The organism is Paenibacillus sp. FSL K6-2524, assembly GCF_038005525.1.
GTDB lineage: Bacteria > Bacillota > Bacilli > Paenibacillales > Paenibacillaceae > Fontibacillus > Fontibacillus anaericanus.
This window is the reverse complement of sequence record NZ_JBBOSP010000001.1, coordinates 3,950,886-3,974,640: the sequence shown is the minus strand read 5'-3', so window position 1 is coordinate 3,974,640 and position 23,755 is coordinate 3,950,886. Positions and strand designations below refer to the sequence as shown.

At 42.4% G+C, this 23,755-nt stretch carries 24 protein-coding genes and 1 pseudogene; 22 read left to right on the top strand and 3 right to left on the bottom strand.

The features are described 5' to 3' along the window. Positions 1-63: 63 nt before the first annotated feature. Together NST85_RS18205 and NST85_RS18200 are read left to right on the top strand one after the other, a co-directional pair. Positions 64-1,155, top strand: a complete 1,092-nt coding sequence (locus NST85_RS18205) for a hypothetical protein (RefSeq protein ID WP_341190039.1) — start codon at positions 64-66, stop codon at positions 1,153-1,155. Between the two features lie 164 nt (positions 1,156-1,319). After that, positions 1,320-1,502, top strand: a complete 183-nt coding sequence (locus NST85_RS18200) for an IDEAL domain-containing protein (protein WP_127190838.1) — start codon at positions 1,320-1,322, stop codon at positions 1,500-1,502. A 46-nt stretch (positions 1,503-1,548) separates the two neighbouring features. Here the strand turns inward: NST85_RS18200 and NST85_RS18195 are convergent. Then, positions 1,549-2,806 (bottom strand): annotated as a pseudogene (locus NST85_RS18195) (MFS transporter). Positions 2,807-3,000: 194 nt separating this feature from the next. On the opposite strand from NST85_RS18195, the gene NST85_RS18190 reads away from it, so the two are divergent. The 6 genes from NST85_RS18190 (at position 3,001) to NST85_RS18165 (ending at position 7,429) form a co-directional block, all read left to right on the top strand. Beyond that, positions 3,001-3,432, top strand: a complete 432-nt coding sequence (locus tag NST85_RS18190; protein WP_341190038.1) for a DUF2487 family protein — start codon at positions 3,001-3,003, stop codon at positions 3,430-3,432. Positions 3,433-3,613: 181 nt separating this feature from the next. Beyond that, positions 3,614-4,156 (top strand): ubiquinol-cytochrome c reductase iron-sulfur subunit, encoded by a 543-nt coding sequence (locus tag NST85_RS18185; protein ID WP_127190835.1) that lies wholly within the window; start codon positions 3,614-3,616, stop codon positions 4,154-4,156. Positions 4,157-4,172: 16 nt separating this feature from the next. Beyond that, positions 4,173-4,844 carry a menaquinol-cytochrome c reductase cytochrome b subunit gene (gene qcrB / locus NST85_RS18180; RefSeq protein ID WP_127190834.1) on the top strand — a complete coding sequence of 224 codons (672 nt, stop codon included), beginning with the start codon at positions 4,173-4,175 and terminating at the stop codon, positions 4,842-4,844. Positions 4,845-4,887: 43 nt separating this feature from the next. Beyond that, complete coding sequence (locus NST85_RS18175; protein WP_307395739.1) at positions 4,888-5,763, top strand: menaquinol-cytochrome c reductase cytochrome b/c subunit; 876 nt, start codon at positions 4,888-4,890, stop codon at positions 5,761-5,763. 82 nt (positions 5,764-5,845) lie between these two features. Further along, on the top strand, positions 5,846-6,472 hold the full coding sequence (locus NST85_RS18170) for a DUF1405 domain-containing protein (RefSeq protein WP_341191133.1): 627 nt from the start codon (positions 5,846-5,848) through the stop codon (positions 6,470-6,472). Positions 6,473-6,541: 69 nt separating this feature from the next. Then, on the top strand, positions 6,542-7,429 hold the full coding sequence (locus tag NST85_RS18165; protein WP_246053984.1) for a sporulation protein YpjB: 888 nt from the start codon (positions 6,542-6,544) through the stop codon (positions 7,427-7,429). Positions 7,430-7,817: 388 nt separating this feature from the next. On the opposite strand, the gene NST85_RS18160 is transcribed toward NST85_RS18165, so the two are convergent. Continuing rightward, positions 7,818-8,330: a hypothetical protein gene (locus tag NST85_RS18160; protein WP_341190037.1), complete on the bottom strand. Its 513-nt coding sequence runs from the start codon at positions 8,328-8,330 to the stop codon at positions 7,818-7,820. Between the two features lie 86 nt (positions 8,331-8,416). Here NST85_RS18160 and NST85_RS18155 point away from each other — a divergent pair, with 86 nt between their 5' ends. Continuing rightward, positions 8,417-9,442: a S66 family peptidase gene (locus NST85_RS18155; RefSeq protein WP_341190036.1), complete on the top strand. Its 1,026-nt coding sequence runs from the start codon at positions 8,417-8,419 to the stop codon at positions 9,440-9,442. A 215-nt stretch (positions 9,443-9,657) separates the two neighbouring features. Then, entirely contained in the window at positions 9,658-10,227 is a 570-nt protein-coding gene (locus NST85_RS18150; protein WP_341190035.1) for a dihydrofolate reductase family protein, read from the top strand. A 436-nt stretch (positions 10,228-10,663) separates the two neighbouring features. On the opposite strand, the gene NST85_RS18145 is transcribed toward NST85_RS18150, so the two are convergent. Next, positions 10,664-11,533, bottom strand: coding sequence for a YitT family protein (locus NST85_RS18145; protein WP_127190828.1), 870 nt, complete (start codon positions 11,531-11,533; stop codon positions 10,664-10,666). A 152-nt stretch (positions 11,534-11,685) separates the two neighbouring features. Here NST85_RS18145 and NST85_RS18140 point away from each other — a divergent pair, with 152 nt between their 5' ends. The 12 genes from NST85_RS18140 (at position 11,686) to dinG (ending at position 23,747) form a co-directional block, all read left to right on the top strand. Further along, the gene (locus tag NST85_RS18140; RefSeq protein WP_127190827.1) at positions 11,686-12,018 is read left to right on the top strand and encodes a nucleotide pyrophosphohydrolase; all 333 of its coding nucleotides are present in this window, start codon (positions 11,686-11,688) and stop codon (positions 12,016-12,018) included. 71 nt (positions 12,019-12,089) lie between these two features. After that, entirely contained in the window at positions 12,090-12,893 is an 804-nt protein-coding gene (gene dapB, locus NST85_RS18135; protein WP_127190826.1) for a 4-hydroxy-tetrahydrodipicolinate reductase, read from the top strand. A 17-nt stretch (positions 12,894-12,910) separates the two neighbouring features. Further along, entirely contained in the window at positions 12,911-13,330 is a 420-nt protein-coding gene (mgsA, locus tag NST85_RS18130; RefSeq protein WP_127190825.1) for a methylglyoxal synthase, read from the top strand. Beyond that, the gene (gene bshB1 / locus NST85_RS18125) at positions 13,330-14,043 is read left to right on the top strand and encodes a bacillithiol biosynthesis deacetylase BshB1 (RefSeq protein WP_127190824.1); all 714 of its coding nucleotides are present in this window, start codon (positions 13,330-13,332) and stop codon (positions 14,041-14,043) included. Before mgsA ends, bshB1 begins: the two co-directional genes overlap by 1 nt. Positions 14,044-14,082: 39 nt before the next feature. Beyond that, positions 14,083-15,243: an N-acetyl-alpha-D-glucosaminyl L-malate synthase BshA gene (gene bshA, locus NST85_RS18120; RefSeq protein WP_127190823.1), complete on the top strand. Its 1,161-nt coding sequence runs from the start codon at positions 14,083-14,085 to the stop codon at positions 15,241-15,243. Between the two features lie 12 nt (positions 15,244-15,255). After that, positions 15,256-16,557, top strand: coding sequence for a CCA tRNA nucleotidyltransferase (locus NST85_RS18115; protein WP_127190822.1), 1,302 nt, complete (start codon positions 15,256-15,258; stop codon positions 16,555-16,557). Further along, the gene (locus NST85_RS18110) at positions 16,547-17,521 is read left to right on the top strand and encodes a biotin--[acetyl-CoA-carboxylase] ligase (protein WP_127190821.1); all 975 of its coding nucleotides are present in this window, start codon (positions 16,547-16,549) and stop codon (positions 17,519-17,521) included. The genes NST85_RS18115 and NST85_RS18110 overlap by 11 nt, the downstream gene beginning before the upstream one ends. A 279-nt stretch (positions 17,522-17,800) precedes the next feature. After that, positions 17,801-18,670: a 3-methyl-2-oxobutanoate hydroxymethyltransferase gene (gene panB, locus NST85_RS18105; RefSeq protein WP_307395715.1), complete on the top strand. Its 870-nt coding sequence runs from the start codon at positions 17,801-17,803 to the stop codon at positions 18,668-18,670. After that, a complete protein-coding gene (panC, locus tag NST85_RS18100) occupies positions 18,667-19,572 on the top strand; it encodes a pantoate--beta-alanine ligase (protein WP_341190034.1) in 906 nt (301 codons plus the stop codon). The genes panB and panC overlap by 4 nt, the downstream gene beginning before the upstream one ends. Next, positions 19,565-19,948, top strand: coding sequence for an aspartate 1-decarboxylase (gene panD / locus NST85_RS18095; RefSeq protein WP_127190818.1), 384 nt, complete (start codon positions 19,565-19,567; stop codon positions 19,946-19,948). Before panC ends, panD begins: the two co-directional genes overlap by 8 nt. A gap of 35 nt (positions 19,949-19,983) precedes the next feature. Continuing rightward, the gene (locus NST85_RS18090; RefSeq protein ID WP_341190033.1) at positions 19,984-20,718 is read left to right on the top strand and encodes a tetratricopeptide repeat protein; all 735 of its coding nucleotides are present in this window, start codon (positions 19,984-19,986) and stop codon (positions 20,716-20,718) included. Positions 20,719-20,867: 149 nt separating this feature from the next. Further along, positions 20,868-23,747 (top strand): ATP-dependent DNA helicase DinG, encoded by a 2,880-nt coding sequence (gene dinG / locus NST85_RS18085; RefSeq protein ID WP_341190032.1) that lies wholly within the window; start codon positions 20,868-20,870, stop codon positions 23,745-23,747. Positions 23,748-23,755: the final 8 nt, after the last annotated feature.

The following is a 23,755-nucleotide window of genomic DNA, read 5'->3' as shown; positions in this document are numbered from 1 at the left end:
TATGTAGGGAATAAAAGTTGCATATTTTCCAATAATGATAGTAAAACGGTGAGGCGGTAAAGTATGAACTTGGCGGATATGCTCACTTTTGCCGATATCGGACAACTAAATAGAATAGCAAATCACTATCAGTGTGACTGTAACGAAAATTCCAAGCATGAGTTAATTCAGTCAATCTTGCAGACGATAGGAAGCAGAGAATTTATTGAACAGCATGTGGGCAGGTTGAGTTTGGAAGATTTGCGTTTTCTTAATACGTTGCTATTTGATGGCCGCCGTCAATTTAGTCTAGAAGAGTTAATTGCTTGTGCACAACAGTCGCGTTTCACTGAAGACGCCAGAGAAAAAGAAAGTCCAAGGGATGTCATTACAAGATTCAGGCAGCGGGGGTGGCTGTTCAATGGCTCGACTCAAAATACGCGTTATTTGTTCGAAGTACCAGAAGATTTGAATCATCGATTCAGAGAGGTACTTGAGAGACGCTTTAAATCGGAATTGATTCCAGCCTTGGGTGAACCATCCATGTATCGGGAGGAGATTGATCTTCTTCCAGGGGATCTACATTTGTTCCTTCAATATGTTCAACTTCATGAGATTCCCCTGAATAGTGAAGGGATCATGTATCGCAGGAATCAAATGCAGATTATGGAGACAATGCACATTTCAGAACCACTCGTAGGCAAAGGTTGGCGTTTTGGATATGGTCGTCGTTTCAAGGATTATCCTAGCCGATTTGCATTATTGTACGACTATGCCTATCATTCTCGGCTTATCAGGGAGAATGTAGGTGGCCTAAGTTTATCTGCTGCTGGTGTTTCGTTGCTGGGAGCAGAAAAGCAGGATTCGAAGATGCAAATGGTAAGCTTCTGGTTAAGACTATACAAAGGCCCGATCCCTAACCTGCTCTCTCTTGTTTACTGGATCGAACGTTGTTCCAAAGAATGGGTTACGATTTCCTCGTTGTATGAGAACATGGAGCGTCTCATCAAACCGTTTTTTTATGATTCGTCAGAATCTATATTTGAAGAAAGAATTCTGAGAATGATGCTACATCTAGGAATGGTACGGATAGGTGAAGATGAACAGCAGGTACGATACATACAGACAACACAATTTGGCAGAGTGGCTATCCTTGGTCTTCAGAAGGGTCGATGATAGAAATTTAAAGTTTGTGGCACAATTCATCATAAGTATCGCATAGGCTATAGCACTTTAATGTGTATAGAGGCTATAGTCACTAACGGTAAAAAAATCGGTGAATATGCTTAAGAAAGAGCAGAAACTAAGTTCTCTTTGACAAGTGTTTGGAGGTGCATCCTATGGATAAGATAAAGGTTACTTATGAAGTGATGCTTAGTTTAGCAGCGGAAATGGTATGGGACGAAGCTCTGCGTAAACAACGTTATCAACAGCTATATAGTGAAATTGATAATGCATTGGCCAAAGGCGATGAAGTGGCCTTCCGACTCTTGACGGATGAACTCAAAATATTGGGTAAATAAAGAAATGCCGTTTAAGGCATTTCTTCTTTTTTATATATAGATTGGCCTAATCGAACTTGCGCACTCCGGGGATAAACATGATGGAGATTACACAGAGGATTCCTAAGCTGGAGAAAATAGCAATCGTCTGCGTACCTCCGATAATATCAGCGAGCCAACCGACAAGGATATAGCCTAAAGGTAGTAATGCAAAGGAACCAAGCATATCTAAACTTGAGACTCGGCCGAAGGCTTCCTGCGGGACAAGCTCCTGAAGACTAGTCTCCCAGATCAAACCGAAGACCATTATTCCGAAACCCTCCAGAACAAACAGGGCACAAAGTATGAAGGGAGAAGATGTAAAAGCCATAAGTAATAGTGAAATCCCACTCAATAATGCTCCGCCATAAGCGATGAGTCCACGATTGGACCACTTGCTTCTCGTTCCAAACAGAAGTCCAGCAAGTATTGCACCGATCTGAGCAGGTTATACCGATACCATATACATAAGGAGTCAATTCAAGATGAACTTTGAACAACCAGGGTATGAGAACGATAACAATTCCACTGTAACAAATATTGATGAATGAAAAAGCGAGGATTGTAATCCATAACCAGGCGTTACTCTTTAAAATCTGTATTCCTTCAGTGAAGTCTTTGCGCCAATCGCTATCTGGGGTCGTCTCTTTCTTGTGAAAGGGGAGAAGTTTACGCAGATAGAACAAACAAATAAATGATCCTACATAAGTGAGGGCATCCAAAGTAACACCCCAACCGGCCGAAAGGAAAGTAATAAGTAGGCCTCCTAAAGAAGGACCGATCAAGCGAACAGCCTGATTACTAATTTGCGTTAATGCATTGGCAGAATTTCGGATTTCAGGTGTAAAGACGGACGCTCGAACAGCAGAATAAGCAGGTTGAAAGAGGCCCTCCAATAATCCGTAAAGTGCTACAAGCACAAACAAAGCCTGAATAGATAAGATATCTGTGAAGATAAAAGAAGCGATGATTGACATAACTATGAAACGCATGATATCCGCAAATAACATGATATGGATACGATTATATCGATCTACGATCCAACCTGATATGGGAAGCATTAGGATGCTGGGGAGAGTATACGCAGCCATGATTAATCCCATCGTTGTCGATGATCCAGTAAGCGTGTAAACAATAATCGGAAGAATAACCATAGTAACTGAGCTACCTAAAATTGAGATTAACTGTCCCAGCCAAAGATACGGGAAAGAGCGGGATTGTAAGAAAGGCGCTGTAAATTGACTCAACAATTTCGGACGCGCAGGCTTACTAGTTTCGACTTCCATTATAAACTTCCTCCTGACGATAAATGACTCAACAAAGTATTCATTTTGTTCTGAAACTGCTCCAACCGTTCATCTAATAGAAGTAGGTGAGTGGAGTTGTTTCATACTTCGGTTCATTCTCAAGTCTTCAGAATACATTTGTCAAGGACATTTGTTTGATTATAATGAAAGAGAGGTAAGGAGGAGGAGAAAAATTGAAATTTAGTGAAGTAGAATCGAACACGTGGGAAGAACTTCGGCCATACTTAGATACTTGTCTTCTTCCAGTTGCTGGACTTAGCGGTAAAGAACAACCGTATGAAGTGACTGCGGCTTTGTTGAGACTGAGAGATATGATGGATTTGGTGGAAATCCCCTTTAAAGGAAGGGTAGTTACATATCCAACAGTTCAATATGGAAGAGAAAATATTTTTGGATTTATAAATGAAATTTCTCACAATGTCAAGTCGTCCGGATTCAGGTTTGTAGTTGTCATAACATCGGATGTTTTACTACATAATTCATATCTTCCTGATGTTGATCTAGTCCTTTCCCCGCAAAGCTTGGAGGGTTCTGAAGCACTTCCTAATAGTATGATAATTCAGAACGAAATTCAACGTATTTGGCAAAGAGATAATCAAAGGTAAATGTGACTAAATATCGACAATTAACAATAACAGACGCCTAGTTGTTAGAAAAAAGCAACTGGAAAATCTTGACGCTCTCATATTGCTCATATATTATTAATATGACTTATTAATAAAAGTGACATTTATCATTGAAAATGGAAAATAACGAATTGGCTGGCAAAGGGGGTTGGAGAAAGTAATGAGCAATCAGAGCGACCAACATGAATCATCGAATAAACCGCCTATTCGTAAGGAAATGTCCCGCCGGCAGTTTCTTACATATACTTTGGGAGGGGCTACTGCCTTTATGATGGGTGGTGTGGCACTTCCTATGGTACGTTTCGCTGTGGATCCAGTTCTACGGCAAAAAGGTGAGGGCGCATACATCAAAGTGGTTGAAGCTAGCAAAATAACGACTGAACCGCAGGAGTTTACCTTTGAACTCAAGCAGCAGGACGGATGGTATTTGAGCACCGCAACGCTGACGGCATGGATCAGCAAAGACGAAAAGGGAAAAATTTATGCGCTTTCACCGATCTGCAAGCACTTGGGGTGTACGGTAGGGTGGAACAAAAATCAGGAATTCCCAGAACAATATTTCTGTCCATGTCATGGTGCACATTATACAAAAGAGGGTAAGCAGCTTGCTGTCGCTCCTAAGCCGCTGGATGAATACCGAGTAAAGCTGGAGAATGACTGGATTTTACTGGGGGAAATTATCCCGAACACGATCGTGAAATAAGGGGGCGTAGATTCAGATGTTAAAAAACATGTATAACTGGATTGATGAACGTCTTGATATCACGCCGATTTGGAGAGATGTTGCAGATCATGAAGTTCCGGAGCATGTAAACCCGGCACATCACTTTTCCGCATTCGTTTATTGTTTTGGCGGATTGACGTTTTTCATTACCGTTATTCAGATTTTATCTGGGATGTTTCTTACAATGTACTATGTCCCTGATATTATCAATGCGTATGGTAGTGTTGAGTATTTGCAGACCCAAGTCGCTTTCGGTCAAATCGTTCGTGGTATGCACCACTGGGGGGCGAGTTTGGTAATTGTAATGATGTTCCTTCATACCCTTCGCGTTTTCTTCACTGGTTCCTATAAAGCACCACGCGAAATGAACTGGGTTGTAGGTATGCTCATTTTCTTTGTCATGATTGGACTCGGATTGACGGGTTATTTGCTGCCTTGGGACAATAAGGCCTATTTCGCTACGAAAGTTACGCTAGAGATCGCTAATTCGATACCTGTGCTGGGACCCATTATGAAAGAGTTACTACAGGGTGGTACGATTGTTGGCGCTGAAACGTTAACTAGGTTCTTTGCCATTCACGTGTTCTTCCTTCCGGCTGTGTTGCTTACCCTTCTGGTGGGACATTTTATTATGATCCGCAGACAAGGGATTTCCGGACCACTTTAAGAGGCAGTCAACACATTCTAATTAGAAGAAGGGAGGCATTTATATGGCCCACGGAGATAAGTCGAAAGAGAAAGTCGTATTTGTCGGTGATTCGCGTGTTCGAAAAGGGAATGGATTTATAACTCCTCCCGACTACACGGCTTATCCTGGTAAATCGGAAGCGTTTATTCCTAACTTTCTATTGAAAGAATGGATGGTTGGTGTGGTTGTACTTGTTGGATTCTTAGTATTAACCATATCTGAACCTGCCCCTCTCGGTTTTCCTGCTAACCCTAGTGCGTCCGTTATACCAATGCCTGACTGGTATTTTCTCTTTCTGTATCAGTATCTGAAGTACCCATATGCTTCTGGAGATTGGGTGATACTGGGAACAGCTGGCATACCGACTGCGGCATTTGGGGGACTCATGCTTGCTCCGTTTCTAGACCGGGGGAAGGAACGTAGATTTTATCGTCGGCCAATTGCTTCGTCGCTTATGTTACTGTCGCTTGCGGCGGTTGTGTACTTAACCAATTTCGCCTGGACGCATTACCAGCATGAGTTGAAATTGGCTGGGGAAAAGCCGGAGCATATCAAACGTGAGGAACAAGCATTAGAAAATAGGCAAAAAGGTCTACCAACTTCTAATGCGATTAAGCAAGAGGAAATTGGAATCGTTGATAAGGAAGATACTGCCATGGAGACATATAAGACAGCAACTTGTATTTCATGTCATGCTGCGGATCTCAAAGGGGCAAGTGGTCCTTCACTACGTGGTGTTGGTGATAAACATGATAAGGAAGCTATCCTTGCCATCATTAAAGAAGGATACAATAATAAGATGCCAGCGATGTATGATACAGCTATTGCTTCGGGGCTCACGGATCAAGATATTGATCATTTAGCTGACTGGCTTGCGAAACAAAAAGCGGAACAGTAAAATTAGACTAAAGTAAAAAACCTGATCGTACAAACGATCAGGTTTTTATTTATTGGACCTGTGATGAGGAAGGGGCATGAAATTGAGATTGTCATATTTTTGGAGCCGAGCATTTTTATCAACTCGGTTCATGCTATGGTTATTTTTTATATCTAATTTACTAGGAACGGTATACGGATACATATGGTATGGAGGGCAACTTCGCGAGACGTGGATGAGCCAACCCCATTGGCTGATCGTATTCGTCCCAGACAGTCCTACAGCAAGTTTGTTCTTCACGCTTGCTCTGTTATTTCTACTATTTCCTGGACCTCTGGCCAAGTTTGATAAAATCCGTACCTTGATCGAGGCACTAGCAGTTGTAACGAGTGTTAAATATGGCGTTTGGGCTGTCTCTATGATTTTTGCAGGGGCCTATCAGGGAGGAGATCTAGTATGGCAAGATTGGATGTTAGTAGCTTCCCACTTGGCTATGGCGGTTGAAACGCTATTATTCGTTCGTATGTTCAAATTCGGGACATTGATGATTCTAAGCGCTACTTGTTGGACTCTATTAAATGATTTGGTGGACTATACCTATGATGTCTATCCATGGTTACCTCAGACTTTGTATGATGATGTGAACACAATAAAGCTCTTTACCGTACTTCTAACAGTTGCTAGTGCTGTGGTTACATGGATTGCCTTGAAAGGTGCAAAAAGAACTTGAGATACACGATGAACTAGAGTTCTAACTGTGGACAGCCTGCCATACCATGAATGGTAAGGAGGGATGTCCATGAGTTGGAGGAAAAGGATCGGGTGGTTAGCGGTGCTACTATTCCTGATATGGAGTCCGTTAGCTGTGCCGTCATATGCTAGAGCATTTTCCGTAGACGTTGCTGCTACGGGTACGGCTGCGTCAGAGCGAGCTGAGAAGCTGCAAAGGCTTGAGACGGCAGCGGAACGTCTATATAACAATATGCAGCAAGGGAACGCACAAGGGGCGTTGCTGGAGATGGAGTCACTGATTGATGCTCTAGAGGGTCTTTCATTTAAAGGCTTAACATCAGTGGAAGGTATTCATGCGCTCGCTGAGACTATTATGGATGCGAGGGAGACACTATCCAGAGTAGAAGTCTCGCAGGAAGAGTGGATCGGTACTTCAGCTAGGCTGAGACTGGCTGTGAACAGTTTGAATCATCAAGAAGGGGCTCTATGGCTCCAGTATTATAAAGTCATGGCAGATAACTTGCAGAGTATGGAGAAAGCGCGTGTGGCTGGGGATGCTTCCGAACTAAAGGATGTATTTCAGACATTCAAAGAGCATTATGAGGTGATTCGATCTGCAGCCATCATTACCCGCGATCCTTCAGAAATTAATAAATTTGAATCGTGGTTATCTTATGTTGAAAGACTGAGCAATGACAAGACGTTGGATCTAGGGGCTATTGATCAAGGCATCGATCTGGGCAAGAGCTTGTTGAAGGAGTTATTTGGTCGGAGAGCTGACGAGCCCGTATTTCTACCGATTACTGGATATGGGAGCCCATGGTACTGGAGTACCCTCATAGGGGGCTGGATCGTGCTGACGTTATTCTATACGGGATTCCGTAAGTATCGTGGTGACCAAATTGTTTCTTCTGTAGGGAGAAGAGAAGATGACTCTAACCATTATCGACTGTAACTCAGGGGGTTCTCTATTGAAGGGGACCACGCTTGATAAATAAATGAAAATTTCAATGGGGTTGTCCCAAAAGCCAAAAAAATGGCTTGGGATACCCTCTTTTTATTTGGGAGTAAGTTAAGTGTTCTGAGTGACGCTCCGCGAACGGACCGTTCCTACAATCGCTGTGGTCTCCAAATATCCTTACCAACAGCTATATGAGGACCCACATAGGGGATTACTGTAACAACCACATCAATATGTGATTCAAAGTATTTGAAGTCCAGCGCATTACCACCAAGGTACGGAGCAAATATTGGTGGATAGATAAGTTTGTCTCTGTTTACATACGGAAGGAAACTGTTAATTTTGTTTGTCTTTCGAATGGATATTGCTGTATAGTTCACCGTTAGTTCAACGGGATAACTTCAAAACTAGCTTTATTTGTTTCTATTTCAAAATCTTTGGTATTGTCCCCTTCACCAACTGTGAATTTAGCAGTTGCGGACACTTCATAAACACCTGGATTTTCTAATTTGTATATATACTGTTCTGATATCATCCCTTTTCCTTGAAAAGGACGATATTTTCCTACCTCAGCCATCACAAAAGTATTAACAAGCTTACCGTTAGTGTCTTTAATCGAAAAATAAAAAACTCTTGATGCATGTAATATGGTTAAATCATTATCAGATAAGTTTTCTAGCGTTGCCTTAACAACGAACTCTTCATTTGAATTAATTTGATTGGGGACAGAGATACTGGCGTTAAAAGGTTCAATTTCAGGATCAGGAATTATTGTTGAAAGGGTTTGATCCTTGGGGTTAGAGTGATTTATAGTAGTTTGTTCTTCAGATTGCGAAGAATGACCGCATGCAACTAATCCTAGCAAGGAGAAAATGATAATAATTAATTTCTTCAATTAAGCACCTCCAGAAGACTAAACGTAAAATCTGGGATTTTGTTGCAAAAACATTTAGTAAACTCATCTAAATTTGGAGGTAGCTTATGATAAAATATCCATTTTTAAAAGAAGAGGCAACCATAGGAATAACAGCTCCTTCATCAGGAGTTGGATCTGAGTTACATGGTTTGATTAAGGATGCTTGTAACCGTATGAATGCGAAAGGGTTCAATGTCATTTGTGGAGAGACAGTATGGACACAAGATAAGGCCAAATCATCTCCTGCAAAGATACGTGCTACAGAACTTAATGATATGATGCAAGATGATAATATCCATACTGTGATTCCACCTTGGGGTGGAGAATTGATAATCGAGGTTCTTGAATATATTGATTTTGAAAATATTAAGTCCAAGTGGATATTGGGTTACTCGGATATAAGCGTATTGTTATTAGCAACCACTTTAAAAACAGGTATAGCAACCGCTCATGGTCCGAATTTGATTGATCTAAGAGGTATACATTCGGATGAGACAACAGCTATGTGGCAAGCGCTTCTCTCAACTAAAACAGGCGAATCAATCATTCAACATTCTTCACAAAAATATCAAAAGGAATGGAACCACGATAACTTCTCACCGTGTGTCTTTCATTTAACGGAACAAACTTATTGGAAAGTAATTTCAGATTCAAATGTTATGAAAGTAAGAGTAAGCGGGAGATTACTTGGCGGATGTGTAGATGTGATCCGGCATTTGATTGGCACACCATTTGGTGATGTGCAATATTTCCAACAACATGTTATCAATAATGATCCCATCTTGTGGTATTTAGAGAATTGCGAACTGACAACAGTGGATTTACGTAGGTCATTAGTCCAAATGAAACTTGCAGGATGGTTTGAAAATTGTTCTGGTATTATGTTTGGTCGAAGTGAAGCGAATCAACCTGTTCAGGACTATACTATTGGGGATGTCTATGAAGAACTTTCCGAGGAACTTCAAATACCAATCATCTATGATATCGATTGTGGTCACGTTCCACCACAAATGACTTTCATAAACGGAGCATATGCTGAAGTAGAAGTTGAAAATGGTAAGGGCACAGTTAAGCAATATTTTAATCCATAGATGCTGGACGAGTGCCCCGTGAACGAATCGTTCCTCCAATCACATGGAGACTTGTTATTTGCATGTTGGGATCTTTAAAATGAAGGCTCTGTTAAAGTAGATGTATATATTTGATACCTCCCTGAATATTTGTTATAGTCAGAATAAGAACGAGCGTTCCTTTTATTCATCGGGGCAGATGAAACAATATCTGAATGAAAAAAGGAGGAAGAGTTGTGTCAAATAATATAAAACAAAGAAGAATAATTTTAGATTTAGCAGTTACTTTAGATGGTTTTATTGAAGGGAAAAATGGAGAAGTTGATTGGTGCATTATGGACCCTGATATGGGGTTTACAAATTTCTTGAATCAAATTGATACTATTTTATATGGCAGAAAAAGCTACGATTTGTGGGGACAATATATTCCCAAAACCAAAGACTCTGATACCGAGAAAGAAATTTGGGATTTGGTTCATAGTAAAGTGAAATATGTGTTCTCCAGAACACAAATAGAGACTGATAATCAAGCAATATTTATCAATGGAAATATTGCTGAAGAAGTAACCAAATTGAAGAATAAACCTGGTAAAGACATCTGGCTATATGGCGGAGCAAGCCTCATTACAACTTTTATAAATTTAGGGCTTGTTGATGAATTTAGATTATCTATTCACCCTGTTATTTTGGGAGAAGGAAAACCGATGTTTATTGATATAAAACGTAGGTTGAATTTAAAAATGGTTAATACAAGAACGTTCTCTTCTGGAGTTGTGCAACTAATCTATCATTGGAATGGTAATTAATATTTCGTTCATTACATTAGAATAAGAATGGGAAACCCTTATATAATGGGTTTCCCATTCTTATTCTAAAATTATCATATTAAATCTTAACAGGGCAAAATTAAAAGCTACTACCTAGGAGGTAGCCGTATTTCTTTTTGTCCCCCCTCCAATAGGCACAACACCAAAATAAGTGTTTGCTTGAATCAGTAACATACATAGATCATAACGAAGGAGACGGAATTGTTCTGAAGAAGCTAAAAGCTTTCAGAATGAAAGCTACATCGAAAGCATAATCTGGGAGTTCGCCTTTGCCCTTGGATTTCTACCTCTAAGGGTTGAATAAATTCAGGAAATCTAAGGGCAACAGCGATCGTAAGAATAATCCGTCATCGTAGCGATCATCTGCATTACTGGTATTTTAAGCACTCATTTTAATGTTGAGCATCAACTAATCTTATTCTTCCTTGAATCCCTCTCCATGAACATCATGCACTTCGCTGATAATGATAAACGCCCTAGGGTCGATAGATTTAGCAATCCCTGTTAGTCGCCGAATCTCTTGCCTTGAGACAACGCAATATGCCATGTGCTTGGCCTGTTTAGAATAAGCCCCAATCGCGGGTATCAACGTAACTCCACGCTCCATATCTTTCGTAATAACATCTGCAATTTCCGGAGCGTAGTCACTAATAATTGTGAATGCTTTGGCGGCATAAGCACCTTCTTGGATAAAGTCAATTACCTTAGAAGCTATGTATACAGCTACGAGCGTATAGAGGATGTTTTCCTTTTTGATATAAATAAGCGACAAGCCAATAATGATAACATCAACCATTAATATAACCTGCCCCATACTCCATCCATATTTACGTCCTAATATCCGGGCTATGATATCTGAACCACCAGTCGTGCCCCCGAAACGAAATACAATGCCGAGACCGGCTCCCAGAGTTACCCCTGCATACAGAGCCACAAGAATATAGTCGTGCTCTGTGGAAAAAGGGACAATCCATCCGGTTTCAATTAAACGTTCAAATAACCAGAGGAAGAATGTGAGCGATGAGATTCCTACCCCGGTATAAATGATCTGGCGTCCGCCAAGAATCTTCCATCCCAAGAAAAATAAAGGGACATTGAGTACAAAGTTTGAGATCGAAGGAGAGATGCCAAACGCATAATTAAGCAGAATAGTTACACCAGTAAGGCCACCTTCCATCAGCTTATTGGGTATAATGAAATAAAGTAACCCAAAAGCGTAAATTGCAGTTCCAAGGAAGATAGGCAGCACTGTTTTTGCATAACTTGATAACTTCGATGTATTCATCCGATACCTCACCTGTTTGAATTGTAAAAGTAAATTTGTCCATTCTTCCTTAGTATACCTTTTTTTGGACACATTAAAAAATGATTTGTTTTCAAAACGTCTTTACGATAACATAGTTGTAAAACCTAGCCAATGGACGGGAGGACCCATCTTTGAAAGAAAAATCTCTTGCGGAGTTACAGCGTGAAGTTGACGATTATATCTCCCAATTTAAAGAAGGCTACTTCAGTCCACTAAGTATGTTAGCTCGTATGAGTGAGGAAGTTGGCGAGCTAGCGCGTGAAGTGAATCATACTTATGGGGAAAAGCCCAAAAAGGACAATGAACCAGATAATTCCATTGAGCTTGAGCTCGGAGATATTTTGTTCATTACGATTTGTTTCGCTAATTCCCTGGGGATCGATTTGAATAAAGCACATGACAAAGTCATGCACAAATTTGCTACGCGCGATGCCAATCGTTGGAGTAAAAAGGACACCGAATAGGCGATGTGTTCATATGCTGTAGTAGAATGAGCCTACAAACCATTATCCAAGAGAAAGTGAGGAATACTATTATGGCAGAAAATATCAGAGTAGCTGTTGCCGGTGCTGCTGGCAGAATGGGTAAGGAAGTTGTGAAGATGGTATTGGAGGACCCGACACTACAGCTCGTGGCCGCCGTTAACTTGTCTGATGAAGGCTTGGATGCGGGAACACTTGTCGGATTACCACCATGTGGTGTTACTCTAAGTCAGGATTTGGAGTTGGCTTTGGTTGAGAGTAGACCGCAGGTGCTGGTTGACTTTACCACGCCGCAATCAGCTTATAGCAATACTGTGTTAGCTATTAAATTGGGTGTATCACCCGTAGTTGGTACCACTGGCTTTACTCCGGAACAGATCGAGGATCTGGACAAGCAGTGCCAGGAACGCGGTATTGGTGGATTAATAGCTCCTAACTTCTCCGTCGGTGCTATTCTAATGATGAAGTTCGCTGCTCAAGCAGCTAAATATTTCCCTCATCTAGAGATCATTGAGTATCACGGGGACCAGAAACTGGATGCTCCTTCCGGAACTGCGGTGAAGACGGCTGAATTGATCGCTAAGAACAGAGAAGAACTTCGTCAAGGGAATCCTGAGGAAGAAGAGTTGATTGATGGTTCAAGAGGCGGTTATTACAGCGGATTCCGCATTCATAGCGTGCGTCTCCCAGGGGTGTTCGCGCAGCAAGAAGTTATCTTTGGTGGATTTGGTCAAACGCTTAAAATTCGCCATGATTCTTACGAGCGGGCTGGATATATGCCAGGGGTTAATATAGCGATTAAGAAAGTGCTGGAATATGAGGGTATGATTTACGGATTCGAACATTTTGTGGACTGATAAGGGAGATAAAACAGATGATGAATATAGCATTTATTGCACATGATCGGAAGAAAGACGATATTGTTAACTTCGTTATAGCATATGAACATGTTTTCAAGGATAAGAAACTTTATTCAACCGGAACTACAGGATTAAGAATAATGGAAAACACAAGTTTACAAATTCAACGTTTTCTATCCGGACCGCTTGGTGGAGACCAACAAATCGGTTCACTGATTGCTCAGAACGAGATGGATCTCGTAATATTTCTTCGCGATCCATTGTTGGCTCAGCCACATGAACCGGATATTACGGCATTGCTGCGTCTTTGTGATGTACACGGCATTCCGGTGGCTACGAATATGGCCACAGCAGAAATTCTTGTTCGTGCATTAGATCGTGGTGATTTCGGTTGGCGTGAACTCTTAGAACAACATAAGCCGGGACTTTCGTAATGAGTCAGGAACTTGATATTCTAATCTTTGGTGCACATGCAGATGATGCCGAGATTGGAATGGCTGGATTAATTGCCAAGCAAGTTGCCGCAGGTTCAAGAGTTGGGATATGTGATCTGACCGAGGCAGAATTGTCCTCTAATGGAAACGTTGAGTTGCGCAAAATGGAGGCTGCAGCTGCTTCAGAGGTGCTAGGTATTACCATGCGTAGCAATTTGGGACTACCTGATCGCGGCTTGTACATAACACCGGATAACATTGCTGCAGTTACTGGAGCCATCCGTAAGTATTCGCCGAGTATTATCTTTGCTCCTTATTGGGAAGACCGTCATCCTGATCATATAGCATGCAGTAAGCTAGTTGAGGAAGCTGTATTTAACGCGAAACTTCGTCGTTATATGCCAGATATGCCGGCAGTTCCTGCTCCTGATCTATACTTCTATTTCATTAATGATTGGAGAACTCCCGATTTACTCGTGGATGTTACTGATTATTATGAGAAGAAGGAAGAAGCACTTGGATGTTATCAATCTCAATTTGGACAAGCAGCCCCAGGATTAGACGTAGCCCCTACTCCATTGAATCAGGGATATGTGGAGCGGGTTAAAGCTAGGGATGCTCTGCTAGGCCAACGTAAGCTTATTTCATATGCCGAAGGTTTTGCAGTAAAATCACCTTACTTAGTAAATCTATTCGGGCCCATTAACACATAAATTATAGAGAAGCATGATTATTAAGGAGGCCCCCGATTTATGGACCGATTCTTGAAAATTGGCATTACCTGTTATCCGTCACTAGGCGGATCGGGGGTTGTGGCGACTGAGCTGGGTAAGCTTCTCGCTGAAAAAGGCCATGAAGTTCATTTTATTTCGCATAGCGTTCCGTTTCGCTTAGGAAGTTTTCATAAGAATATTTTTTATCACGAAGTAGATGTCAGCGATTATTATGTGTTTCGATATCCTCCGTATGATTTATCTCTAGCAACAAAAATGGCCCAAGTGGCCAAGTCACAACAGCTCGATATTCTACATGTTCATTACGCTGTACCTCATGCGGTATGTGCTTTCCTAGCGAAGCAAATGGTCGGGGATAATTTGAAGGTTGTGACGACTTTGCATGGAACGGATATTACTGTCTTAGCGCAGGATGAATCACTCAAGGACTTGATTCGGTTAGCCATCAATGAAAGTGACGCTGTGACTAGTGTGTCGCATGATCTGATGAAGGAAACTCGTGAAGTATTGGATATAGTAAGAGATATTGATCTGACTTACAATTTTGTAGATGAACGAGTTTATCATCCGCGTGATGCAATTGCATGCCGCAGTGACTTCGCTGCACAAGATGAAAAGGTGCTTATGCACATTTCTAACTTCCGCCCAGTGAAGCGGGTCAGCGATGTCGTCGACATTTTCAAGATGGTAAATGAACAGGTTCCTTCTCGCCTTTTACTTGTAGGGGAAGGTCCAGATCTACCGAAGGTTCAAATGAAAATTAAAGAAATGGGTTTAGAGAACAGGGTGCATTTTCTCGGCAAGCAGGATGATATCGCACATGTTATTTCCATGGCAGATATATTACTTCTTCCTTCAGAGAAGGAGAGTTTTGGTCTTGTTGCTTTAGAGGCGATGGCTTGTGGTGTACCGACAGTTGGAACGGTGGCTGGAGGGATCCCGGAGCTTGTGTCACATGGCCAAACTGGTTTTCTTGCTCCGATCGGAGCTACACGTCAAATGGCGGATTACAGTATTTTGTTGCTTAAGAATGAGAAGCTCGCTAGAGAGATGAGAGAGTCCTGCTTATTACGAGCGAGAAATGAATTCAGCAGTGATGTGATAACGGCCCAATATGAATCAATTTATTACCGGGTTCTTAATCGGGAGGCACCTCATTTAAACCCGACTTGCGGGTAAGGAGGTTTCAACATGAATTCCTGGAAACAGGTGAACCCCCTGATGTTGCGTCAGGGGGAAGATGTGCTGCGTAAGTTACTCGAAAGTGGCTTTCAGTGCTTTTTTGTCGGAGGATGTGTACGAGACGAACTGATGGACCGTCCGATTCATGACATGGACATCGCAACTTCAGCGAGTCCTGAGCAAGTCATTTCTTTGTTTGAACGTACCGTGCCAACGGGAATTCAGCATGGAACAGTTACTGTTTTAATGGAAGATTATCAATTTGAGGTGACGACATTCCGTAAGGAGTCTTCCTATGCGGATCATCGTCGCCCTTTAAGCGTGCAATTTGTAGATGATATTACGGAGGATTTACAGCGCCGTGATTTTACTATGAATGCCATTGCGCGTGACATAAACGGTGTTCTGATGGATCCGTTTCATGGCCGGGAAGATATTGAAGCTGGGCTAATTCGGTGCGTAGGAAATGCCTCAGAACGCTTTGACGAAGATGCACTTCGGATGATGCGGGGGATTCGTTTTGCTTCCATATTTGGTTTTCGTCCTGTAAAGAGCATGTGGCGTGGACTACTCGCTGGCAGAGACAAGCTGTCTTACATTGCGATGGAGCGCATTCGTGCAGAACTTGAACGGATTGTTCTTGGTCCGCATCCTCTTCGCGGACTTGCCTTATTAGATCGAAGTGGGTTGCTGCATTACACGAAAGTTCCAGTACCTTCAATTAATGATATTCGTAAAGATTTGCTTGAGACCTTAGGTAAGATTCAAGGAAATGAACCAGAAGTACGATGGTCTCTATTAATACAAGGTTTAGGAATTCAAGGGGATGAGGCGTCACGCATTATGAAGGCTTGGACATTCTCCAATGCGGTCGCACAAGGGACGGCAGAGATTGTGCAATTTGATGAAGCGTGGACGGAAGCTAAAGTTCGTCCCCATAATGAAGAGGAACTGCGTAGAGTGTGGACAACACTGCAAGTTAGGTTCGGTAAGTCTGTAACGGAAAAATGGCTAGAACGACAAGCTATACTGCTTGAAGGCTGCAATGGGGATCATGGAGGAGCGAATGATTCAAAAGTTAGTTCGTTAGAGATGACGAGACTATGGCATGAAAGTTTGTCAGTACATCGGGTTCAGGATTTAGCTGTAAGCGGAAATGAAGTTCTCTTGATCACCGGTAAACCGGGAGGTCCATGGCTCGGTAAGTTGATGAAACAATGGTTACTTAGTGTGGCCTTGGGCGACTTGCCCAATGACAAAGACATACTATTGGAACAAGCGAAAGCTGTGGTGAACCGAGATGAAAGATAACAAACTATTGAATATGTTACTACAAAATCCTGGGGAGTATATATCGGGTGAAGAAATTAGCCGTCGCTTGGGTATCAGCCGGACAGCAGTATGGAAACAAATCAACAAGCTTCGCTTAGAAGGTTATGAGTTTGAAGCCGTATCGCGCAAAGGCTACCGACTAGTTCATACACCGGATAAGCTGGAGTTTACTGCAGTGATTGAGGCAATGAAGACAAATTCGTTCGGAAGGCGTCTGAAACTTATAGATGTGACAACCTCGACTCAGGAGGAAATGCGGTTGCTCGCTGAACAAGGCGCTCCTTCTGGCAGTCTTATCATTGCTGAGGAGCAAACTAGTGGTCGTGGACGTCAAGGTAGGAAATGGCTATCACCTCCAGGTAAAGGGATATGGATGAGCCTTCTGCTGAGGCCTGAGCTTCCATTAACCTGTGCTCCCCAACTCACTTTATTATGTGCTGTTGCGGTTTGTCGGGCTATCAGAGCGGTCACAGGAGTAGATGCCGGGATAAAGTGGCCAAACGATCTGTTGGTTCAAGGACGCAAGGTATGTGGTATCCTTATTGAGTCCGTTGGTGAGGATGAACTGATCCGCTATTGTATAGCGGGTATCGGGATCGATGTGAATTTAGAGCCTGAAGATTATCCGCCGGAGTTATTAGCAATCGCTACTTCGCTCAAGATGGAGAGCGGTCAAGATTGTAATCGGGCCGTGCTGATTGGTGCAGTAATGAACGAATTAGAAAAGTTGTATGAATTATATGTGGAACAAGGGTTTGGTCCGATCTGTCATCTATGGGAAGCGTTATCGATTACCATGGGTAAAGAAATCACCGTTAAAACGGCTCGTGGCGACATTCAAGGGATTGCAGAAGGATTGGATCCTTCGGGAGCTCTGACGTTAATTAGTAAGGATGGCCAGCGAATAAATATTTACTCAGGAGAAGTACAACTTGGTGGATGAAATATAAGGCGTATTTTGTTATACTGTTGGCATGAGGCGGTATTAGTTATTCTAAACTGCACTCATGGCGGTATGACAGTGTGACTTATGAAAATTTCTTGAATTTGTTATTGGTAACGTTGGATTCTGCTCTGAGCCGTAAAGGACCGAGACAGAAGGGACGATCGAAAGTGACTCTTCTTTAGATTTCGGACCTTTTTAGTGCCTATACTAAAAGGTTTTTTGTCATGGGCGTTAAAGTCGGTGGGGATATAGAAATCATGAAGGAGATGGGCAAAAATGTCAGTTAAACGAGCATTGAATATTGTCAAAATAAAAAAAATGAAACAAGAGGGTAATCCTATTACGATGATTACGGCTTATGATTATCCTTCAGCCAAACTGGCGGAGGAAGCCGATATCGATATAATATTAGTTGGTGATTCACTTGGAAATGTGGTACTAGGCTACGATTCAACCATTCCGGTAACGTTGGATGACATGGTGTATCACTCTCGCTCCGTAGCAAGGGGAGCAGAACACACTTTTATCGTAACGGATTTACCTTTTATGACATACCACGGAAGTATAGATGAGACATTACGAAATGTGCGTCGATTGATGCAAGAGGGTCATGCTCATGCGGTTAAAATGGAGGGTGGAGCTGAAATTGCTACTACGGTTCAAACCATTGTCCAAGCAGGTGTGCCTGTATTAGGCCACATCGGTTTGACACCTCAATCGGTCAATCAAATTGGAGGATATCGTATACAAGGGAAAGACGAGCAGGATGCCCGCCGATTGATTAAGGATGCGAAAGCACTGGAGCAGGCTGGTGCATTTGCCATCGTACTAGAATTGGTTGCTGAGGAAGTAGCCGCTGCTATCTCCGCGGAAATCTCTATTCCGACAATTGGGATCGGTGCAGGTCGTGGATGTGATGGTCAAGTGTTGGTATACCATGATGTGCTAAAATATACTTCCGAATATCGGGAAAAGCGCTTCGTAAAAACTTATGCCAATATCGGGGATCAAATACGAAGTGGAATTTCAGAATACGTGAAAGAAGTTAAAACTCGCGTTTTTCCAGGGGAAGATCACGTGTTTGCTGCAGAAGAAGGTGTGCTTGATCAACTTTATGGCAAAGGAAAGGCGGAGTCGCACTCATGAAAGTTTTTACAGAAATCAGTGCCTTAAGAGCTTATTTGAAGGACACTAAATTTAACGCTGCTCGCTCTGGACAGCACTTGAGTGTTGGATTAGTGCCTACAATGGGATTCCTACATGAAGGTCACGCTAGTCTAATGAAGAGGGCTCGTATGGAAAATGATTTGGTCGTGCTCAGTATATTTGTGAATCCAATCCAATTCGGCCCTAATGAAGATTTCGAAACGTATCCACGTGATGCGGAGAAAGATTTGGCATTGGCTATACAAGAGGGAGTTGACGTGGTTTTTCTACCTAGTGTGGAAGAAATGTATCCACGTCCGACCAAGACGACGATCTCGGTCAAAGAATTGACTGCTAAATTATGTGGTGCATCTCGGCCAGGTCATTTCGACGGAGTGACAACCGTGGTTGGAAAATTGTTACACATCGTTTCACCCAATCATGCTTATTTCGGACAGAAGGATGCTCAACAAGTTGCAGTTATTTCCCAAATGGTTGGGGATCTCAATATGGATGTTCAAATTATACCTTGTCCCATCGTGCGGGAGCTTGATGGTCTCGCCCTCAGTTCACGGAACGTGTATCTAAGCCCAGAGGATCGAGAGGCAGCATTAGTATTGTCCAGAAGTCTTCAGCAGGCTAAGAGTAAAGCTGAGGAGTCTGAGCATGTGACTGTGGGGGAGTTAAGACAAGAAATTCAGCAAATGATTCAATCGGAACCATTAGCTCAAATTGATTATGTAGAGTTTAGCCAATTTCCAGGGATGATCCCTTTGGATGATATAACTTCCTTGAAGGACAGTGAAGAGGATGTTCTAATTGCACTTGCCGTACGATTTGGTAAGACACGCTTAATCGATAATATAATTCTAACTAAGAAAGGTGTCATCAACCATGTATAGAACGATGATGAAATCGAAAATCCATCGTGCCACCGTAACAGAAGCCAATCTGAATTATATCGGGAGTATAACAATTGACGAAGATTTGATGGAAGCTGCTGATCTTCTGGAAAATGAGAAGGTACAAATTGTCAACAATAACAACGGTGCACGCCTAGAAACTTATGTTATCCCTGGCCCAAGAGGCAGTGGTGTGATTTGTTTGAATGGTGCAGCTGCTAGGTTGGTACAACCAGGAGACAACGTTATTATTATCTCCTATGCGCAAATGTCTGCTGAGGAACTCAGAAGTCATAAACCAACGGTTGTCTTTGTAGGCGAGAATAACCATCCAGTGGAAAAAGCGGATCAAGAGCTTCACTCGACTATCCGCTAATTTTAGTGGTTTGCAGTAAATAAAGCCCCCTTGTTATGCAATTAATACCTACGGGAATGAAAAGTGCTCCGTTAACAGAAAATGAACGTAAGCTAAATACAGAGTTCATCTTCGTTAAGGGTGGGGTGCAAATGATGTTTCAGCATGTATTTGCGGAAATGAATGATATGCTGGATGAAATAACACGGCATTACCCGGTGGCCCAAGGAGTGCATAAGCAGGATCTAGGCCATAAATGGAACCTGCTCAAGCATATGAGTGACGGCATTATTGAGGAATGGCTTTGTTTCGAAGAGAAGATGGGTATTTTACGCCAAAATTGGGGGAGTCCTGAAGAAAGCCAGGAACTTGAACCACCGGATTTGGTGATGAAGAATGACGCCTTCGTGAAGGGGCAAGGTTATTACAAACTTCTGATGTATCCACAGGCAATGGGGCAATTCGAACATGTATTGGAACAATTCCCTAATAGTTTCCTCACACACGCATACTTGGGCATGTGTCATCTGCATATGGGACAACATGAGGCGGCAGATTCACAATTTCAACAAGTACTAAAAGGTGCAGCTAATAAACGTTTACGTGGAATCATTTATAACGCACTTGGATGTATTGAAGCGAATCGCGGAGTACGTGTGAAAGCCAAGGAGTATTTTACAATGGCTCATCACAGCGATCCGTCCTTGCCCGAACCTCTCGCTAATTTGGAAGCATGTATGCATCACTCCGGAAAGCTACAATTCGGGAATCAATTATCATCGCTGATATAACGCAGAATGAAATCCTTCCATTGAATAGCGATGCGAACACCCTTTGTATGGTGCGCATCGCTTTGTTATGTTGGAGGGACTAATTTTCAAAATTGAAATCTTCTGTTATGCTGTTAAAGAGACTGGGATGAAAGGGACTTATAAACGCAATGAAATATGCTGTACTTGATTTTGAAACGACAGGTAATCAGTCCTCGGATGAAATTATCCAAGTAGGGCTTGCCATTATAGATGATGATCTTACTGTGTCCCACGTTTATTCTTCCTTTGTTAATCCAGGAGTATCAATTCCACCGTTTATAACGGGGTTAACAGGCATTACGGATGAACTTGTTAAGGATGCACCAGATCTTGATGTGGTTATGATGGAAATGGTTCCATTACTTAATGATGTTGTGCTTGTAGGTCATAATGTGGCTTTCGATTTCAACTTTTTACAGAGCTCATTGGATAGAACGGGTTACTTACCATTTACCGGACGAATTCTCGATACGATGGATTTCTTGAAGATTATTTTTCCTTCACTGACTTCGTATCAGCTAAGCCAAGTTTCTTCAGAGTTTGAAGTTCAGCATGATCGTCCACATCAGGCGGATAGCGATGCCCTGGCAACAGCTCTGATCTTCATAAAATGTTTGGAGGAAATTGAGGGTCTGCCGCTGCTCACCTTGCAACGTTTGTCCGATTTATTTGCAGGAGAAGATAGTGATTTAGGTTGGTTCTTTGATGCCATGTTGCAAGAAAAGGAACAACAGGTTGATCCTAATCCGAAAGGTCATACCTATTATCGGCAATTCGCCCTCCAAGTAGATGATTGGACGGAGATGATTCCGGCTAGGTATGGTGACGATACTAATCCATTGGATAATGTGACATTCCAGCAATTTATGGATGGGGTAAGAGATCGACTACGTGCTAAACTGCCAAATTATGAAGAGCGAGAAGCACAGAACTTGATGCTTGACGAAGTTATGCAGGCTTTTCAAGAAGATAAGCATTTATTAATTGAGGCCGGAACTGGAACAGGTAAATCTCTAGGGTATCTTCTGCCTGCCATTTACCATAGTGTGAAACAAGATGACAAGGTTATGGTCAGCACTCACACGATTAATCTACAGGAACAGTTGCGCGAGCGTGACATTCCATTACTGACTGAAGTAGTGCCTTTTCCATTTAGAGCTGCCATTTTTAAAGGAAGACAGCATTATTTGTGTTTGAGAAAATTTGAACATAAAATAAATAGAAAAGACTTTGCAACGCCAAAAGAAGAAGTAATGATCGCCGCACAAATGATTGTATGGTTGACCCAAACGGAGACCGGGGACGATGAGGAACTCAACATGGGGAATCGTGGGGGGGACTTCTGGGAGACTGTGGCTAGTGAGTCGGACTCCTGTCTGGGTCGTTCCTGTCCTTGGTTCCGCAAATGCTTCTATCATCGTGCTAAGCATGAGGCTGGTATCGCTGATGTAGTCATTACTAACCATTCCAAATTGTTCACAGATATTCAAGCGGGACATCAATTGCTTCCTAGCTATGAGCGATTGGTTATTGACGAAGCTCATCATTTAGAAGACGTAGCCGGAAAGCATCTGGGCCTTCAATTAAAGTACTTTACTGTTGTGCATACTTTGACACGTCTGTTCAAAGATAGTAAGACAGGACAACTTCCGAGTCTTAGAAGCGCCCTTCAGAATACGAAGAGTGAAAAGTCATCAGAGTGGTGTTCTATTATTGATGGCTTATATCGTTCTCTGCTGGATGTGAAAGAGAGCTGGGATAAGCTCAGCGAAATGCTCTTCGTGCTCATGCCTGACCGCAGTGATGCAGCTCCAGGAGATCCTGGACAGTTCGTTCTTCGGTTACTTCCAAATAGGAAGCCCAAGGAATGGGATGCTATTGAAGCATTGGAGAATCAGATTTATGTTATTCTGAGCGATGTGCTTCGCAAGGGAGAACGCATGCTAGGTGAGATTAGGGAAGAGCCAGATGATTACGGATCTGAAGGTTTAATGACGGATATCAGTGGATTATTCAAAGATATCGCAAACGAGCGTGATGGTTTGCGTTCTTTCATCAAACTGGATGACGAGGATACGGTGTACTGGATCGAAGGCAATGGTAATTACCGTAGTCGATCATTACAGATCTTTGCTGTTCCAATTGATGTGAGCGCCCAATTAAAATCGTATTTCTTTGATAAGAAGAAGAGTGTAGTGATGACTTCGGCGACATTGTCGGTCGATAAATCATTTCAATATATGATTGAACAGCTTGGACTTCAGGAGGCTGCCTCCGAAGATAGATTGGTTACTTCAGTGCTTCCATCTCCATTTAATTACCGTGATCAAGCACTCCTAGTAATTCCAAGGGATTTCCCGAGTGTTAAGGGGAGCGTAGGAGATGATCATTTTGTCAATACGCTTGTGCAGTCTTTAGCAGACACTGCAACTGTAACACAAGGTCGAATGTTGGTGTTGTTTACCTCTTATCGAATGTTACGGCAAGTGTATGATCCTCTTAAGGAACTGCTGTCTCAACGGGGAATTACGGTAATAGGCCAAGGGATGGATAGTGGTAATCGTAGTAAGTTAACTCGCAGGTTTCAAGGGCAGAGTGCTTCCGTTCTGCTTGGAACGAGTAGTTTCTGGGAAGGTGTAGACATTCCAGGTGAAGCTTTAACCAGCTTGGCAATTGTCCGTTTACCTTTCCAACCTCCCAACCATCCGTTGATTGAAGCGAAGAGTGAGCGACTTCAGAAGGAGAAGAAGAATCCCTTTATGAAGTTGTCTGTGCCGCAGGCGGTTATCCGCTTTAAGCAAGGTTTTGGACGGCTGGTCCGTTCTTCGCAAGACCGTGGAATTGTGGTTGTTTATGATACGCGCATCTTGGAATCCTACTACGGAAAATACTTTTTATATTCATTACCCGGACCGAAGATGGAGCATATGCCACTTGAACAGATGGTTCCACGTATTTCGGAATGGCTGGTCGCTGAAGAACAACAAGGTTCTTCTTTATCAGATTAGGAGGAAAA

Coding starts and splice junctions, on each gene's coding strand:
- NST85_RS18205 (WP_341190039.1), top strand. CDS start 64: ATGAACTTGGCGGATATGCTCACTTTTGCCGATATCGGACAACTAAAT.
- NST85_RS18200 (WP_127190838.1), top strand. CDS start 1,320: ATGGATAAGATAAAGGTTACTTATGAAGTGATGCTTAGTTTAGCAGCG.
- NST85_RS18185 (WP_127190835.1), top strand. CDS start 3,614: ATGAGCAATCAGAGCGACCAACATGAATCATCGAATAAACCGCCTATT.
- qcrB (WP_127190834.1), top strand. CDS start 4,173: ATGTTAAAAAACATGTATAACTGGATTGATGAACGTCTTGATATCACG.
- NST85_RS18175 (WP_307395739.1), top strand. CDS start 4,888: ATGGCCCACGGAGATAAGTCGAAAGAGAAAGTCGTATTTGTCGGTGAT.
- NST85_RS18165 (WP_246053984.1), top strand. CDS start 6,542: ATGAGTTGGAGGAAAAGGATCGGGTGGTTAGCGGTGCTACTATTCCTG.
- NST85_RS18155 (WP_341190036.1), top strand. CDS start 8,417: ATGATAAAATATCCATTTTTAAAAGAAGAGGCAACCATAGGAATAACA.
- NST85_RS18145 (WP_127190828.1), bottom strand. CDS start 11,533: ATGAATACATCGAAGTTATCAAGTTATGCAAAAACAGTGCTGCCTATC.
- dapB (WP_127190826.1), top strand. CDS start 12,090: ATGGCAGAAAATATCAGAGTAGCTGTTGCCGGTGCTGCTGGCAGAATG.
- mgsA (WP_127190825.1), top strand. CDS start 12,911: ATGATGAATATAGCATTTATTGCACATGATCGGAAGAAAGACGATATT.
- bshB1 (WP_127190824.1), top strand. CDS start 13,330: ATGAGTCAGGAACTTGATATTCTAATCTTTGGTGCACATGCAGATGAT.
- bshA (WP_127190823.1), top strand. CDS start 14,083: ATGGACCGATTCTTGAAAATTGGCATTACCTGTTATCCGTCACTAGGC.
- NST85_RS18115 (WP_127190822.1), top strand. CDS start 15,256: ATGAATTCCTGGAAACAGGTGAACCCCCTGATGTTGCGTCAGGGGGAA.
- NST85_RS18110 (WP_127190821.1), top strand. CDS start 16,547: ATGAAAGATAACAAACTATTGAATATGTTACTACAAAATCCTGGGGAG.
- panB (WP_307395715.1), top strand. CDS start 17,801: ATGTCAGTTAAACGAGCATTGAATATTGTCAAAATAAAAAAAATGAAA.
- panC (WP_341190034.1), top strand. CDS start 18,667: ATGAAAGTTTTTACAGAAATCAGTGCCTTAAGAGCTTATTTGAAGGAC.
- panD (WP_127190818.1), top strand. CDS start 19,565: ATGTATAGAACGATGATGAAATCGAAAATCCATCGTGCCACCGTAACA.
- NST85_RS18090 (WP_341190033.1), top strand. CDS start 19,984: ATGCAATTAATACCTACGGGAATGAAAAGTGCTCCGTTAACAGAAAAT.
- dinG (WP_341190032.1), top strand. CDS start 20,868: ATGAAATATGCTGTACTTGATTTTGAAACGACAGGTAATCAGTCCTCG.